Annotated in this window: 16 protein-coding genes; 9 read left to right on the top strand and 7 right to left on the bottom strand. The window is 63.7% G+C overall.

Going from position 1 to position 13,651, the window contains the following annotated elements:
- Positions 1–105: 105 nt before the first annotated feature.
- On the top strand, positions 106–1,263 hold the full coding sequence (locus HX613_RS18370) for a calcium:proton antiporter (RefSeq protein ID WP_235346649.1): 1,158 nt from the start codon (positions 106–108) through the stop codon (positions 1,261–1,263).
- A 30-nt stretch (positions 1,264–1,293) separates the two neighbouring features.
- Here the strand turns inward: HX613_RS18370 and HX613_RS18375 are convergent, their stop codons facing one another.
- On the bottom strand, positions 1,294–1,776 hold the full coding sequence (locus tag HX613_RS18375) for a winged helix-turn-helix transcriptional regulator (RefSeq protein WP_235346650.1): 483 nt from the start codon (positions 1,774–1,776) through the stop codon (positions 1,294–1,296).
- Between the two features lie 75 nt (positions 1,777–1,851).
- On the opposite strand from HX613_RS18375, the gene HX613_RS18380 reads away from it, so the two are divergent.
- Together HX613_RS18380 and HX613_RS18385 are read left to right on the top strand one after the other, a co-directional pair.
- Positions 1,852–2,286: a PaaI family thioesterase gene (locus HX613_RS18380; protein ID WP_235346651.1), complete on the top strand. Its 435-nt coding sequence runs from the start codon at positions 1,852–1,854 to the stop codon at positions 2,284–2,286.
- A gap of 1 nt (position 2,287) precedes the next feature.
- Positions 2,288–2,794 (top strand): PaaI family thioesterase, encoded by a 507-nt coding sequence (locus HX613_RS18385; protein ID WP_235346652.1) that lies wholly within the window; start codon positions 2,288–2,290, stop codon positions 2,792–2,794.
- Between the two features lie 11 nt (positions 2,795–2,805).
- Here HX613_RS18385 and HX613_RS18390 read toward each other — a convergent pair whose 3' ends face one another.
- From HX613_RS18390 to HX613_RS18400, 3 genes are all read right to left on the bottom strand, one after another.
- The gene (locus HX613_RS18390; protein ID WP_235346653.1) at positions 2,806–3,897 is read right to left on the bottom strand and encodes an HNH endonuclease family protein; all 1,092 of its coding nucleotides are present in this window, start codon (positions 3,895–3,897) and stop codon (positions 2,806–2,808) included.
- Between the two features lie 173 nt (positions 3,898–4,070).
- On the bottom strand, positions 4,071–5,204 hold the full coding sequence (locus HX613_RS18395; RefSeq protein ID WP_235346654.1) for a GmrSD restriction endonuclease domain-containing protein: 1,134 nt from the start codon (positions 5,202–5,204) through the stop codon (positions 4,071–4,073).
- A gap of 174 nt (positions 5,205–5,378) precedes the next feature.
- Complete coding sequence (locus tag HX613_RS18400; protein WP_235346655.1) at positions 5,379–6,176, bottom strand: NAD(P)H-dependent oxidoreductase; 798 nt, start codon at positions 6,174–6,176, stop codon at positions 5,379–5,381.
- An 80-nt stretch (positions 6,177–6,256) separates the two neighbouring features.
- Between HX613_RS18400 and HX613_RS22815 the strand changes: the two genes are divergently transcribed.
- The 3 genes from HX613_RS22815 to HX613_RS18415 all read left to right on the top strand — a co-directional run bounded on the left by HX613_RS22815 (position 6,257) and on the right by HX613_RS18415 (position 7,980).
- Positions 6,257–7,207, top strand: a complete 951-nt coding sequence (locus HX613_RS22815; protein WP_235346656.1) for an AraC family transcriptional regulator — start codon at positions 6,257–6,259, stop codon at positions 7,205–7,207.
- Between the two features lie 71 nt (positions 7,208–7,278).
- A complete protein-coding gene (locus HX613_RS18410; protein WP_235346657.1) occupies positions 7,279–7,602 on the top strand; it encodes a hypothetical protein in 324 nt (107 codons plus the stop codon).
- A gap of 39 nt (positions 7,603–7,641) precedes the next feature.
- On the top strand, positions 7,642–7,980 hold the full coding sequence (locus HX613_RS18415) for a hypothetical protein (protein ID WP_235346658.1): 339 nt from the start codon (positions 7,642–7,644) through the stop codon (positions 7,978–7,980).
- 12 nt (positions 7,981–7,992) lie between these two features.
- Here the strand turns inward: HX613_RS18415 and HX613_RS18420 are convergent, their stop codons facing one another.
- Positions 7,993–8,847, bottom strand: coding sequence for a sulfite exporter TauE/SafE family protein (locus tag HX613_RS18420; protein ID WP_235346659.1), 855 nt, complete (start codon positions 8,845–8,847; stop codon positions 7,993–7,995).
- Positions 8,848–8,919: 72 nt separating this feature from the next.
- Positions 8,920–9,636 (bottom strand): enoyl-CoA hydratase/isomerase family protein, encoded by a 717-nt coding sequence (locus HX613_RS18425; protein ID WP_235346660.1) that lies wholly within the window; start codon positions 9,634–9,636, stop codon positions 8,920–8,922.
- Between the two features lie 197 nt (positions 9,637–9,833).
- Between HX613_RS18425 and HX613_RS18430 the strand changes: the two genes are divergently transcribed.
- Positions 9,834–11,129, top strand: coding sequence for an MFS transporter (locus HX613_RS18430; RefSeq protein WP_235346661.1), 1,296 nt, complete (start codon positions 9,834–9,836; stop codon positions 11,127–11,129).
- Between the two features lie 61 nt (positions 11,130–11,190).
- Positions 11,191–11,883 (top strand): GntR family transcriptional regulator, encoded by a 693-nt coding sequence (locus HX613_RS18435; protein ID WP_235346662.1) that lies wholly within the window; start codon positions 11,191–11,193, stop codon positions 11,881–11,883.
- Positions 11,884–11,890: 7 nt separating this feature from the next.
- On the opposite strand, the gene HX613_RS18440 is transcribed toward HX613_RS18435, so the two are convergent.
- Positions 11,891–12,778 (bottom strand): helix-turn-helix domain-containing protein, encoded by an 888-nt coding sequence (locus HX613_RS18440; RefSeq protein WP_235346663.1) that lies wholly within the window; start codon positions 12,776–12,778, stop codon positions 11,891–11,893.
- 69 nt (positions 12,779–12,847) lie between these two features.
- Between HX613_RS18440 and HX613_RS18445 the strand changes: the two genes are divergently transcribed.
- A complete protein-coding gene (locus HX613_RS18445; protein ID WP_235346664.1) occupies positions 12,848–13,642 on the top strand; it encodes an alpha/beta fold hydrolase in 795 nt (264 codons plus the stop codon).
- The last annotated feature ends 9 nt before the right edge of the window (positions 13,643–13,651 follow it).

The raw sequence follows: 13,651 nt of genomic DNA on the forward strand, positions 1-13,651 counted from the left end.
GGTCTCGATACCCTGAGAAGTGAGCAACAGCAGCTAGAAACGGTCGGGACGACCCGAACGCAATCAGTCACGATGAGGACGGCCTCGAAGAACAGGAATGCCCTCATGACTGCCGCCATTCGCAGCATCCTCACTCCCTCCGCCATCGTTCGCCTGATCCTCGGCTGGGGCGCCTTCGCCGCTCTCCTCTTCGCAGGCCCACTGCTGACTCCGCCCGTTGCGGGCCCGCTCCTCGTCAGCGCCCTGATCGTCATCGTCGGCGTCATCCTCATCTGCGCCTTCGGCGTCGTCCACGAGGCCGAGCATCTGGCCCGCCGCCTCGGCGATCCCTATGGTTCGCTGGTGCTCACGCTCTCGATCGTGCTCATCGAGGTGGTGCTCATCGCTGCCGTCCTCCTGGGCCCCGGAGAGCACGCCACGATCGCTCGCGACTCAGTCATGGCTGTGTCGATGATCATTCTCAATGCCGTCATCGGCCTGTGTCTGCTCGTCGCGGGGCTGCGCCACGGCAGCCTCGCCCATAACCGCACGGGCGTCTCGACGTATCTGTCACTCATCATCGTCCTCGCCGCTCTCGCCTTCGCCCTGCCGGCGCTCATCGGCGCGAACGGCAGCTACGAGGAATGGCAGGAGATCCCGATCATCGTCCTCACGATCGGCATCTACGCCTTCTTCCTCTACCGTCAGATGGGTGCCCAGGCCGCAGACTTCCACGAGGTCGATCCGCGACTGACCCAGATCCCCGCCGAGGTGGGTGCGAGCGATTCCATGCCACCGAAACTGAGCATCGTCGAGATCATCTCCACCCACCGCATCGAGATCATCGTGCGTCTGGCGCTGCTCATCGCCACGGTCACTCCGATCGTACTGCTCTCCCACGATATGGCGTCGCTGCTCGATGACGGCCTGGGCCGCCTCGGCGCTCCTGTGGCTCTGTCGGGTGTCGTCATCGCACTCATCGTCTTCCTCCCGGAGACGATCACCTCAATCAGGGCCGCATGGCAGGGCGAAATCCAGCGGGTGAGCAACCTGTGCCACGGTGCGCAGGTATCCACGGTGGGGCTGACGATTCCGACGGTGCTGCTCATCGGGCTGCTCACCGATCAGCCGATCGTGCTGGCGGAGTCCCCGGCGAACCTGCTTCTGCTCGCGGTCACGCTGCTGCTGTCGGTGACGACGTTTGCGGCGAAGAAGGTCACAGCCATCCACGGTGCGGCCCACCTCGTCGTGTTCGCGATCTTCGGGATCACGCTCTTCTCCTGAGCCGGCCCGCCGCTGGCAATGCGCTCGACCTCAGCTCGCGCGGGTCCGCTCGGCGTCGCTCATGCGGGTCACGGATTCCCGAGGTGAGGAAATGGGATGACCCGCGGCGCACTCGACGACAGCATTCACTGGTTGGCCGCAGTCGCGATGCAGCACTTCGAGTGGCGGACCGCCCGATCCGACGTCCTGGCCGCCACCGTGCCTATCTCCCCAGCGCAGCAGCGAGATCATCACCGGGTAGAGGTCGAGGCCCTTGTCCGTCAGCCGGTATTCCTTGCGGGCCCGCTGACCTACTTCGCGATAGGGCTTCGCCGTCAGGACTCCCGCGGTGACAAGCTTGCGCAGCCGGTCGGAGAGCACCGGGTCCGAGACGCCGACATGGTCACGGATCTGGTCGAACCTGCGCACTCCATTGAACGCCTCACGGAGGATGAGCACGGTCCACTTCTCCCCGATGACATCCAGGGTCTTCTGGATCGAGCAGTCTGCAGTATCGAAATCCAGCCAGTCCATATGCGCTCCTTCGTTTGACCGCCTGATCCATTGTAGGCTAACTTCAAATTATTCAGCCAGCTCGAAGGGGAACTCATGAATCCGCAGTCAGACTCACTTCCAGACGTCTCGCTTGAGACAGCCAGTCGCTTCGTCGCCGCCTCGGGACTCATCATCGACGAGGTCACGAATACAACTGTCCGCGGCCATGCCGACCTGGGCTCCGACCATCACACGCCCTGGGGCGTCGTCCACGGCGGCGTGTACACAACGCTCGTGGAGAGCACGGGAAGCATCGGCGCCAGCCACGCCGTGGGCGAGCGCGGCGAGTTCGCCGTCGGCATCCACAACGCCACCGACTTCCTGCGCCCGACCACCGGTGCCCGTGTCGCAGTCGAGGGCACTGCCCTGCACCAGGGCCGGACCCAACAGCTGTGGGAGGTCATCATCACCGACACCTCTTCGGACAAAGTTCTTGCCCGCGGCCAGCTGCGCCTGCAGAACGTCCCCATGCCGAAGGAAGCCAACTGAGATGAGCAGGCAAACACACACTCGCGAAACAACGGTGACGTGGAGCGACCCCTCGGAGGGACTGGCACTTCTGCCGACGCTGGACGGCATCGACTACCTGCGCAAGATGGCTGCCGGCGAAATCCCCGGGGCACCCATCGGCTCCCATATGGGCATGGAGATCGCCGAGGTGGGCGAGGGCACGGTCACATTCCACTGCCGTCCCGATGAGTCCCATTACAACCCGATCGGCATGGTTCACGGAGGATTGGTCTGCACCCTGCTCGACTCGGCACTCGGGTGCGCGGCGCACACCACCTTGCCGAAGGGCACCGGCTATACCTCGATTGAGATCAAGGTCAACTACCTGCGCCCGGTTACAGCCGACAGCGGGCTGCTTGTCGCCACAGGTCGAGTCGTCAAGCCCGGTCGCCGAGTGATCTTCTCCGAAGGCGAAGTCGTCGACAACAAGGGCAAGACTGTCGCCACGGCTTCCGGCAGTCTGCTCGTCTTCCCGCTGGAAGCCTAGTAGCGCGCGGTCTATTTCTCTGGTGCGGCGGTCTCTGCTTCATCGGTCGAACCATCCGCGCCGCCGTCAGGTGAGCTCGCGTCGCCGTCATTCGGGTTTGTGGCGCCATCGCTCGGACTCGCTGAGGATTCTGCTGAGTTTGCTTCCGAGGGCTCGTCCGAAGTCCCTGCGGGGGTCTCTTCGGTGGCTGATTCGGCACTGACACTCTCGCCCTCGCCCGGTTCCGGCCAGGCTACTTCCCCGTCGAAGGCGGGCTGATCCGCACACGTGTCGAGCACGGCCTCCATCGCGTCCTTCTCAGCAGAGGCCACCCACAGTCCGTACTTGTGCTTGATCGCGATCTGTCGGGATACGTATTCGCATCGGAAGTCCTCGTTCGGCGGCAGCCATGCGGCTGCGTCGCCGCCGCCCTTCTGTCGAATGACATTTGCGCTCACGGTCAGCAGATTGAGCGGGTCGTTTCCGAACTCCCGCAGTTCGTCGATGGACATGCCTGCGGCACCGGTCTGCCAGGCGTTGGAGCCGGAGACGATGTAATCGACGTCGACATTGGCGGATCCACGCTCGAAGGCGTATGACTCACCAAGGTATTTGTCTTCGAGATCACCGGCGATGGCAACACAGCCGTTGGTCTCCGCCTCGATCTTAAGTTCCTTGAGGTCGCGTCTGAGCGCATCGTTGCGTGTATCGCAGCCGTTGTCATCGACGTCCGAGGTCCAGTCGAAGAGTTCCGGGTCGTAACCGGTCCTGTGGTCTTTGACCTTGACCTCAAGCTCGTCGAGCATCGACCGTGCCGGGCTCAACCCGGCGGTACCTGCGCTGTCCTGTGGAGAATCGCTGCCGTCTTCACCATCGGCTGCAGGCTTCGACTCGTTCTGCGCGGCGACATCACGACCTGAATTCGCGGGCACTTCCTGGTCATTGTGCGGTCGAGTTTCCTGGCCGGGTGCCGCCGAGGCTGAAGGTCGGGAGGGAACCGGGTCGGAATCTGCTGTGCCGCCTCCGCCGGTCGACCAGGCAACTTCGCTTCCGTCGACCTGACTTGAGCCGCTGCCGCCGCACCCGGAGAGCAAGGCAAGGACAAATATGGCAAAAAGGGACATTGCCCGAATTCGAGTGCTGCGAGTCGCGACTGCGGAGTTCATCGAATTGGACACGCTTGAAATGCTAGGGCAGGTTGTCACTATAGGGAACGACCCTGAGCATTCGGTAACCGATTCGTTATCTGTTGAAATCGAAACTGTCATAAAACTCTCACGCTCGGCCGCTTCGACGACTATTCGCAGCCGATTCCATCACCATCACGGTCAAGGTGAGACGCATACCCGGGGTCACCTCGGCGAACAGGTGCGGCACCGGCGTCACGAACCGCGGTGCAGTTCTTGTAGAAGACCGAGCCCGACGATCCCGAGCCGGATGACGTCGACTTCTCACCCGAATCGCCCTTGGAACCGGAACTCGACTTCGAACCGGACGATGCCGGCCTCTTCTTCGTAAGGGTGTCTTCTGAGGTCTTCACATTGTCACCCGCGCCGGGTTCTGGCCAGGCGACGTTCTTCGTGAACGCGGGCTGATCATCACACGCGCTGAGGACTCGTTCCATCGCGGACTTCTCGGCTTTGACGACCCACAGCTCGTACTTGTGCTTGATCGCGATCTGGCGGGAGACGTATTCGCAGCGGTAGCTCTTGGCCGGCGGCAGCCAGGTCGCGGCGTCCCCGTCGCCCTTCTGCCGGTTGAGGCTCGAGTCCACGGCCAGCAGGTTGAGCGGGTCGTTGCCGAATTCCTTGAGCGTGTCCTCGTCGAACTTCGCGGCACCGGTCTGCCAGGCGTTGGAGCGGGCAACGATGTGGTCGATGTCGATGTTGTTCGGGTCGCGGTCGAAGGCGTAGGTCTCGCCCTTGTACTTGTCGTTCAGATCGCCGGCGATGACGACGCAGCCCTTCGTTCCAGCCTTGAGGGTGATGTCGCTCAGGTCCCGGCGCAGCACGTCATTGCGGGTGTCGCAGCCATTGTGGTCGGCATCCGATCGCCACTTGAACAGGTCCGCATCGTAGCCGGTCTTCGGAGCCCGGCCCTTGACCTCCAGCTCCTGAAGCATCGCGAGAGCTGTACCGGCAGTCGTTCCGCCGGCTCGGCCCTGTTCTGTCTCCTCTGGCGTGTCCTGGCCTTCGCTGTCCTCGGCGTCCTCGTTCGGTGCTGTGGTCTCGGGCTCGGCTTCCGACTCCGTGGCCTCTTCAGTCGCGGGGCTGGTTTCCGAAGTCCAGGATGCGTCATCGGCGCTGGTCTCGACGTCGCCGCCGTCGGCGCAGGCGGAGAGGAGGGTGAGGCTGAGGATTGTGATGAAGGCGAAGACTATGCCAGCGCGCAGGCGCGTCGAGGCATGGCTGAGGAAGGCGGAAAATGGCATGGGTGTCCAGTCGTGCACAAGGGTGGGAATGTGGTCGTGGACCGTGACCGGCAATGCTGCCGGCCCCCGATCCACTACAGAAATGATATGACTGAATCGTGGCCGTTGCACGACCGGCGGACACATAGAGACGCATTCGTTATCGACGTCGCGCAGGTCACTCCCCCTGCCCCTTCAGTCGCTGAGGTGGATGCCCAAGTCCAGGCGTCCGGGGTTCACATCGTCGACCAGGGCCCGGGTCCTGCGGTCATAATCTCCTCCCAGCAGCGTCCGATACGGGCGGACCCGCTCGCGGGGAAGGCCCGCCAGCCGGTCCGTCAGTCGCTGTCGTTCCTCCTCGCGCCCGGCGTCGCCGATACCGTCCACGTCATAGACCACGTGAAGGTCAAGCACTTCGATCCCCACATACCACAAGGCACCATGCGTCAACGGGAAGAGCAGGGATTCCAAGTCGCCGCTGATACCGCGCGGGCTCAGCGTGCGCTGGTCATCCCCAGCGGTGACAATGATCAGAGCCTTCCTCCCCATCAACCGACCGTCGCCATACCGGCGCGGCAGCCCCGTGTCCTCGTCGACGTCCCCCTGTGCGAATCCGGTCTGCAGCACCCGGTCAAGCCACCCCTTCAGCATTGCGGGAGGCCCGTACCACCAGAGCGGAAACTGCAGCACCAGCAGCTCGGAGGCAGCCAGGTTCTCCTGTTCCCGCCTGACCTCGGGTTCAACTTCGCCGCGTGCATACGCCTCGCCTGCCAGGTCCGAGATGTTGCCGGGGACCGTGGACAGGCTTCCCAGATCACGCTCACTCAGTGCCGGGTCGAATCCGTCGGCGTAGAGGTCGGACACAGTCACGTCATAATGTTCGGACAGAACAGAGCAACCTGCCCGAAACAACTGCTGGTTGAAGGAATCTGCCCGGGGGTGCGTGTAGACCCAGTGGGCGCGGCCTGGCGTAGGTTCATGAAATGTGTTCATATGCCAATCTCACCGCACATGAGTGAGACGCAGAATCGCCCACAGTCTCATAAAGATCATTCAGCGTCTAAACTGGGGGTGTGGACACACTTTCCGATGTACTCACACACATCCGCTCCTCCGGCGCACTGGTAGGCCGGACTCTCGCGAACCCGCCCTGGTGCGCCACCTTCGCAGAGGACGCTTCCCTGTCCCTGATCACGATGCTGCGCGGGGAAGCATGGATCGTCGACGGCGAAGAATCCCATCAGCTCTCCGCACACGACATCGCCATCGTCGTCGGACCTGCACCCTTCGACGTGACCAGCGACCCCGCAGCGAACCCCATCCCCATGTACGTTCAGACCCAGACCGGAGTCTGCTTCGCTGATGGCGGCGCGCAGTCCGAGAACATCGCGCTGGGCGCTCGAACGTGCGGGGTGCAGTTAGATGCAGATGACGCCATGCTGACCGGCTCCTTCACCGTCACGGGGCGCATCGCCGATCGCCTGCTGAACACTCTGCCACGGGTCCTCGTCGTGCCGCGGGCCGTGCAGCGCACAGCGGCGTTGCAGCTGATGGAGGCAGAGATCCTGCGTGAGGAACCGGGCCAGCAGGCCATCCTCGACCGATTGCTCGATCTGGTGCTCGCAGGTGCCCTGCGTGACTGGTTCGCCTTGCCTGAGGCGAGGGCACCGGGCTGGTATCGGGCAAGTTCAGATCCGATCGTGGGCACCGCGTTGACAGCCATGCACGAGGCCCCAGACCGAGGTTGGACCGTCGAGTCGCTGGCGCGTCAGGCGCTTGTTTCGCGTGCCACGTTGGCGCGCCGCTTCACCGATCTGCTGGGCGAGCCTCCGATGTCGTATCTGAACGGGTGGCGACTGTGTCTGGCCGCCGACCTCCTCGAGCGCACCGATGCCACAGTCGAGTCCGTGGCTCACGAGGTCGGCTATTCCAGCGGCTACTCTCTGAGTACCGCCTTCCACCGCGAGTACGGCGTCCGGCCCAGTCAGCACCGTAAGGCCACAGGGAAACAGGAAAAGAGCTGAGGCAGGTCACCGGTTCGTGCCATGGTGGAGGAGAACGCATTCGTCCATGACGAAGGAAGAGGGAGGCGATCTTGCGACACGATGCAGAACGACCCGAGACGAATCGCCTGATCACTGACGCCCCGGTTCCCGGCCACTGGATCCAGGTGCTCGCGAGGATGCGAGCAAACACCTTCACCCGCCTCAGTCTTGCCGAGGTCCGGGCCGAGACGCCCCACATTCTCATCGTCTCCCCCACCGCCGAGGTGGCCCGCACCTGCTTCGCCGACCTTCTCGGCAGCGCTGGTTCAGACACCGACGCCCGTGCCACGGACGAGTTCGTCACAGTCATAACCGCGAAGGAGGTTGTGCCCGCCGACGTCCCCGCGGGGACGTGGATCTTCCTTCCCCACTGACAGGACGGGTGGACGGAGCTCGAGACCACCTCGGCGAGGGTGCGTGCGGCACTGGTCGAGGAGAACACCGTCCGGGAACAGGGAGAGAAGCTCACCTTCATCGAGTACGGCATCAACCTGTGGCTGTGGGCCGAACCGCCCTACGGCGGCGGCGATCCCGTCTGCCACGCCGGCGAGCTCATCAGCTGGGAAAGCGCATGGGCACTGGGCGGGGCGAGCGACACAGGATCTGCTGGCGCAGGATCCGATGGCAGCGGACCCAGTGGCGCAGGATCCGGTGGCAGCGGATTCTCCGTCCGTGCGCCGGAAGTCTCCTTGCGGCCGCCCATCTATTTCGGCTTGCCCGCCGTGTTGCGTGAGCGCCGCCGGGACGGATAGGACGAGGTCCGATCACGACACAGCGACGACGACTCCGGCTGTGATCAGCAGGATGACGTAGCCCCAGGCGTGGATGATCTCCGGGATCTTGGGCACGCGACGGCGCAGCAGAACTATCAGCGGAATCGCACCGATGAGGAGGGCGAGTGCCGAGCGCAGATCCACAGAGCCGACCATTCCCGGGACCTCGGTAGAGGCATGAGTGGTGATTGTGACGAGCACAGCGGGGAGCATGATGACCAAGGTCAGCGGGTTGGCCAGCGTGGTGGCCACAGTCATGGTGGCCCCTGATCGGCGCATCATCGGCACGGTCATCACACTGCCGCCGACACCAAGGAACGAGGCCAGGCCGCCGATCGGGAAACCGAACAGTGCCGCGATGCCTCGACCGCCGTCACCGAGGTTCTCATCGTCTCCGACTCCAGCGGTTCCACCATTCCGGCCATCGCCGCCCTTCCCACCTTTCGTGCGCGCCTTCGCACCACCTCGGCGGAAGAAGCCGGGGCGGGCCAGTAGGTCGATGGCGGTCACTGCGATGTAGATGACGAAGCCCCACTTCAGGAGCGTTTCGGGTGCGAATTTCGCGCAGAACGCGCCGAACGCCCCACCTGCCGCAAGGAGGAGGAACAACCACCACTCCCCCTTGAGGTGAGCCAGGGTTTCGCGTTTGGTCGAGATCGTGGAGACGACGGCGTTGACGAGCATGACCAACGCCGAGGTGGCCGCGGCCACCCGTGCCGTGTCGCTGCCGAGGTCGGAGTCGACGAGAGTGATGATGGGGACGGTGACGAAGCCGCCACCGAACCCGAACAGCACCGTGGTCAGCCCGACGAGGCACCCGACGAGCACCAATCCCACAAAGTCCATTCGCTCATCACACCCTACAGTCACCCCGGCGGGCAACCCCTGGCAGCTTCGTCGCTCAGTCCTTGTAGCCAGTCAGTCGTTCTTCCGTGCGAACGCAAGCGCGAACTCTTTCCGGCTGTCGGCCAGCGCCTCGCGTTCGAAGCTGTTCTTCCACGTCCGGTGCAGGCGCTTCTGCTGGGCGATGACCGCACGATCGGCCTTCATCGTCTCGTGCAGGTACTCCAGCGCCCGGTCCTCGACCGCACTGTCCTCGACGACCGTGTTGAGGAAGCCGCATCTGTCCATGTCGGCTGCGGTGAAACGGCTGCCGGTGAGGATGAGTTCCGTGGCCTTCGTCCACCCCATGAGGCGGTGCAGATTAACGGATTCGAGGACCGAGGGGATGCCGATGCGCACCTCGGGCATCGAGTACCAGGAGTTGATGCCACCAACCCGGAAGTCGGCAGCCGCAGCGATCTCCGCCGCTCCCCCGATGCAGTAGCCGCGGATGGCGACGGCCACGGGCAGATCGCAGTTCTTGATCGCTTCGCACACCTGCCCAAGCTGGGTGATCGTGTCAAATGCCCGGCTCGGATTCGAGTGGTTGAACTGTGCGGTGTCCATTCCTGCGGAGAAGCCTTTGTCACCCGCCGCAGTGAGCAGGATACCGCGCAGCTCGTGATGGTCCGATGCCGCTTCGAAGGCGTAGATGAGAGCGTCGAGCATGCCCGGGCGCAGCGCGTTGGCACTGGTGGTGTTGTCGATCGTGATCGTGAGGATCCCATTCTCGCTGCGGGTGCGTCGGATCATCAAGGGCTCACTTTCGGTGGATGGGGAACGGCTTGGTGCGGGTGCGAGTCGGCCCCAATATCGTCCCACGGCGAGGTGACGCGAAGGACAACACGATCGCCATGGAGCGGCCCCGCCCTGGGGTGAGATCATCTTGTATCCAAGCTGGATCCAAGATACGTTGTGTGAGTATATTCCACAGAACACGGAAGGCGTCGATGAAGACCCGCACTTCGGCACAGGCCAAACTGATCACCGCGCAGCTGCTCTCCGGAGCCGGAATCGCCTCCGGCTACGCGGTCGGCGGTCTGCTGGCCGAGGAGATCACCGGCAAGACCTCCATGGCGGGCATCGCGCAGATGAGCGTCATCCTCGGCGCCGGCCTCATCGCCTACCCCCTGGCCGTGTTGGCGGGCAAGGCCGGTCGGCGAACCGCACTGACGCTGGGATTCGGTATCGGCGCCCTGGGTGCGACGGTCGTCCTCCTCGGCGTCGCATTCCAGTTCCTGCCCCTGTTCATGCTGGGCATGATGATGTGCGGCTCCGCGACCGCATCTGGCCTGCAGGCTCGCTATGCGGCCGTCGACCTCGTCGATCCGAAATCCGCTGGGCGGGCCATGTCACTGGTGGTGTGGGCGACGACCGTCGGCTCAGTTCTCGGGCCCAGCTTCACCGAACCCGGCGCTCACCTCGGCGCGGCCCTGGGCATGAACGAACTGGCCGGCCCCTACCTGATCTCGATGACCGCCTTCGGGCTGGCGACCCTGGTCGCATCAACGCTGACCAAAAAGATCAAACCGGGAGCCACCGAAGCTACCGCTGAGTCCGATGAGCCCACCGTTGAGACCGCGACGATGAAGCTTGGTCCGGCGCTGCGCTTCGCCGCTGCCCGCCCGGTGCCGCTGTTTGCCATGGTTACGATCATCGCCGGTCAGATGATGATGACCAACGTCATGGTCATGACGCCCGTGCACATGGACCACCAGGAATTCTCTCTCGGCGCGATCGGCATCGTCGTCAGCGTGCACATCGCCGGCATGTACGCCCTCTCCCCCGTATTCGGGTGGATGGCCGATCGCTTCGGACCAGGAACAGTGATCGCCGGCGGCGTCGCCGTCTTCACCACCGCCATCACCCTCGGCGTCGTCGACGCCGCAGCCGAGGTCTCGTCCATGATTCTGCTGAGCACCGCGCTCATCTTCCTCGGCATCGGCTGGTCGATGTTCCTCATCGGCGGGTCCGCGCTGCTGACAGCCTCGGTGCCGCGTCATGCGAAGGTCCCCCTGCAGGGTGCATCGGATGCGGCGATGAACCTCGGCGGCGCTCTCATGGCAGGTCTGGCCGGCACCGTGCTGCAGGCCGGAGGCTTCCTGTGGATCAAAATGATGGCTACCATCGTGCTGCTCATCGCACTGGCATTCTCAATCCGGGCCGTTCCTCTGATGCGTTGGCCCGGCCGGACTCAGAGATCCGGCTCGGTGGAGAACGTCGAGGAAGCTTCGCAAGTAAGTTGAGAGAGCAGATTGACACAGACGCAGGAAGGAACCCGATCCGGCAAATGAGAAGATTGCGGTCATGACCAGCAGCGGCAAGACCCCGAGTGCGGCCGAGCGCGCCTATCAGCTCATCCGCGCTCAAATCCTCAACGGCACCCACCAGCCTGGGACCATGCTGGGCGAGACCGGACTGGCATCCGACCTCCAGGTCAGCCGCACACCGGTGCGAGTTGCTCTTGCTCGCCTCCAGGACGAGGGGTGGATCGTCATCTATCCCAAGCGCGGGGCCATCGTCCAAGGAGTCGATGAGCGCACGGTGGCAGAACTCGCCGACGCCAGGTTCGTACTGGAGACGACGGCCGTCGACCGGGCCCCGGATGCGCTGCGGCAGAAGCTCGCCGATGCCCTCGACGCTTCGATTCAAGCGCAGCGCGAGGCTTTCGACGCCGGTGACATCGCCGCTTTCATCGACCTGACGCTGCAGTTCCATCGCGGCTTCGTCGAAGCCGGTGACAACCTGGTGATGATCGAACTCTATTCCCAGCTCTCCGACCGACACCGCTTCATCCTCTTCGCCTCCGGAGACCGCCTCCTTGACCGGTGCGAGGAGATCATCGCCGAGCACGTCTCCCTGGTCGAACACCTGCGCGAGGGCGACTCCACCGGGTTCGCGAACATCCTGCGCGGTCACCTCGCGGAGAACGCACCGCCCACAGCAACCTCGGCGAGGTCATTGACAGCCTTCGATTCGACGATGCTTCGGCGCGAGTGACTGCTCCTCAGCCGCTCCTCGGCCAAGCGGTGTCATCAACGGTGAGGAACGGTTCGGATTGCACTCCGACAGGCGTCACTCCGCTCACCGATCGGATCTCTCGAACCAGATGCGGTTGATCCGCGAACCCCGCTTCCGCTGCGACCTGAGCAGAACCCGTTCCGCCCACAAGCCGATGGACAGCGTCGTCGAAACGCACGATTCTGGCGGCGCGCTTCGGCGACAGTCCGAAATCCGCACGAAACCGTGCCCACAGTCTCTTGCGACTCCACCCCACTTCAGCTGCCAGATCGTCGACTCCCACCCGGCCGTGCGAGGCTCTGATCCGCTCCCACGCCCAGCGGACCACCGGATCGGGCGGGTGCACGTCACCGAGGTGATGATCGAGCCATGAATCGAGAACTGAGAATCGTTCATCCCAGCTCTTCGCATGGTGAATTCGCTCGGTCAGCAATTCGAAACGTCTCACAGCCAGGTCGGCGACGGACACCGCCCCGGTCGCCAAGTCATCGGCTGACACATCCACGAGGAACGGGAGCAGACGCGGGGACAGGCGCATCTGGATGCAGTCGAGCCCTGTGCCCTGCGCACGGGAGCCCCCGCCGATCCCGTGACCGAAACCTGTGACGATGCTTCCCGATAAGGACTGGTTCTCCGACCGCAGCACGGGCGTGCCGACACCGAAGCTGAGAAACAAGGTCGCCGCCGGATGCGGAACCATCGTCAATCCACGCAGTTCACCGACCCGGAACCCCGCCATACGAATATCCCGCCGGCCGAACAGCCCCTCGAGCATCGTCGACCTTGACCGTTCAGAAGGCACAGCAATCTCCCAATCGCTCGGGTCATCCCTGACCCCGGATCGGTCGTTGTCGGTGCCCGGGCTCGACAGCATGGGCCAACAGTAGAAGGGACGGGAACATTTGTTCAATACCCCGTCGAACCTCAGCCCTACCGTGAAGACATGACATCACTTCACACTGAAATCGACGGCCCCGCAACCGCTCCTCCTCTGCTCCTCATCCACGGCTCAACATCGTCGAGCCGGTCGTGGGACAGCCTGGTCCCCTTGCTGCAGGGGTCCCACAGGACGATTCGAATGGATCTCTTGGGGTTCGGCCAATCCGACAAACCCGACGGTGACGTCTACCAAGTCACGGCCCAGGCTGACCGAATCGCTGAGACGCTGTCCAAGTTCTCCATCGCCGAGGCGGTCGTGGTCGGACACTCGAGCGGCGGCCTGGTCGCCACCGCCCTCGCGGAACGGCATCCTGAGATGGTCACTGCCCTGGCGTTGATCAACACCGGACCGAATCCTGATGCCTTCATCGCCGGCGGAGGGGATTCGTCCCTCATCAGCCCCGATGCCTGGCCTCCGAGTGATGAGCAGCTGCGAGATCTCGCCCGTCCTGCATTCAGCAGATCCGGGTTCGACATTCCTCAGGTTCTGCTCGACGACGTTCGGCGGATGACATTCCATTCCCTGAGCGCATCGATGAAGGCATCGAACGAGTACCTGCGGGCCAGATCGATTCCAGACAGGCTCACGGACGTGAATGCACCGCTCTTCGTCATCTTCGGGCAGGAGGATCGGCGGTGGAGCTCATCATCGGCCGAGGACTATCGGCGGATCGCGGGTGCCGCTCTCACGATGTTGCCCGGAATCGGGCATTCCCCCAACCTCGAAGCTCCGGAGTCGACAGCTGAGCTGCTCAGTGATTTCACGAACCGCACTTCCCAAGCACAGCTGCGCGAGTAGGCTGGGGTT

This window comes from Brevibacterium sp. UCMA 11754 (assembly GCF_021532275.1).
Classification (GTDB): domain Bacteria; phylum Actinomycetota; class Actinomycetes; order Actinomycetales; family Brevibacteriaceae; genus Brevibacterium.

What these genes read in the sequence shown, in the direction of transcription:
- HX613_RS18370 (WP_235346649.1), top strand. Translation starts at nt 106, where the DNA reads ATGACTGCCGCCATTCGCAGCATCCTCACTCCCTCCGCCATCGTTCGC.
- HX613_RS18375 (WP_235346650.1), bottom strand. Translation starts at nt 1,776, where the DNA reads ATGGACTGGCTGGATTTCGATACTGCAGACTGCTCGATCCAGAAGACC.
- HX613_RS18380 (WP_235346651.1), top strand. Translation starts at nt 1,852, where the DNA reads ATGAATCCGCAGTCAGACTCACTTCCAGACGTCTCGCTTGAGACAGCC.
- HX613_RS18385 (WP_235346652.1), top strand. Translation starts at nt 2,288, where the DNA reads ATGAGCAGGCAAACACACACTCGCGAAACAACGGTGACGTGGAGCGAC.
- HX613_RS18390 (WP_235346653.1), bottom strand. Translation starts at nt 3,897, where the DNA reads ATGTCCCTTTTTGCCATATTTGTCCTTGCCTTGCTCTCCGGGTGCGGC.
- HX613_RS18395 (WP_235346654.1), bottom strand. Translation starts at nt 5,204, where the DNA reads ATGCCATTTTCCGCCTTCCTCAGCCATGCCTCGACGCGCCTGCGCGCT.
- HX613_RS18400 (WP_235346655.1), bottom strand. Translation starts at nt 6,176, where the DNA reads ATGAACACATTTCATGAACCTACGCCAGGCCGCGCCCACTGGGTCTAC.
- HX613_RS18420 (WP_235346659.1), bottom strand. Translation starts at nt 8,847, where the DNA reads ATGGACTTTGTGGGATTGGTGCTCGTCGGGTGCCTCGTCGGGCTGACC.
- HX613_RS18425 (WP_235346660.1), bottom strand. Translation starts at nt 9,636, where the DNA reads ATGATCCGACGCACCCGCAGCGAGAATGGGATCCTCACGATCACGATC.
- HX613_RS18430 (WP_235346661.1), top strand. Translation starts at nt 9,834, where the DNA reads ATGAAGACCCGCACTTCGGCACAGGCCAAACTGATCACCGCGCAGCTG.
- HX613_RS18435 (WP_235346662.1), top strand. Translation starts at nt 11,191, where the DNA reads ATGACCAGCAGCGGCAAGACCCCGAGTGCGGCCGAGCGCGCCTATCAG.
- HX613_RS18440 (WP_235346663.1), bottom strand. Translation starts at nt 12,778, where the DNA reads ATGCTGTCGAGCCCGGGCACCGACAACGACCGATCCGGGGTCAGGGAT.
- HX613_RS18445 (WP_235346664.1), top strand. Translation starts at nt 12,848, where the DNA reads ATGACATCACTTCACACTGAAATCGACGGCCCCGCAACCGCTCCTCCT.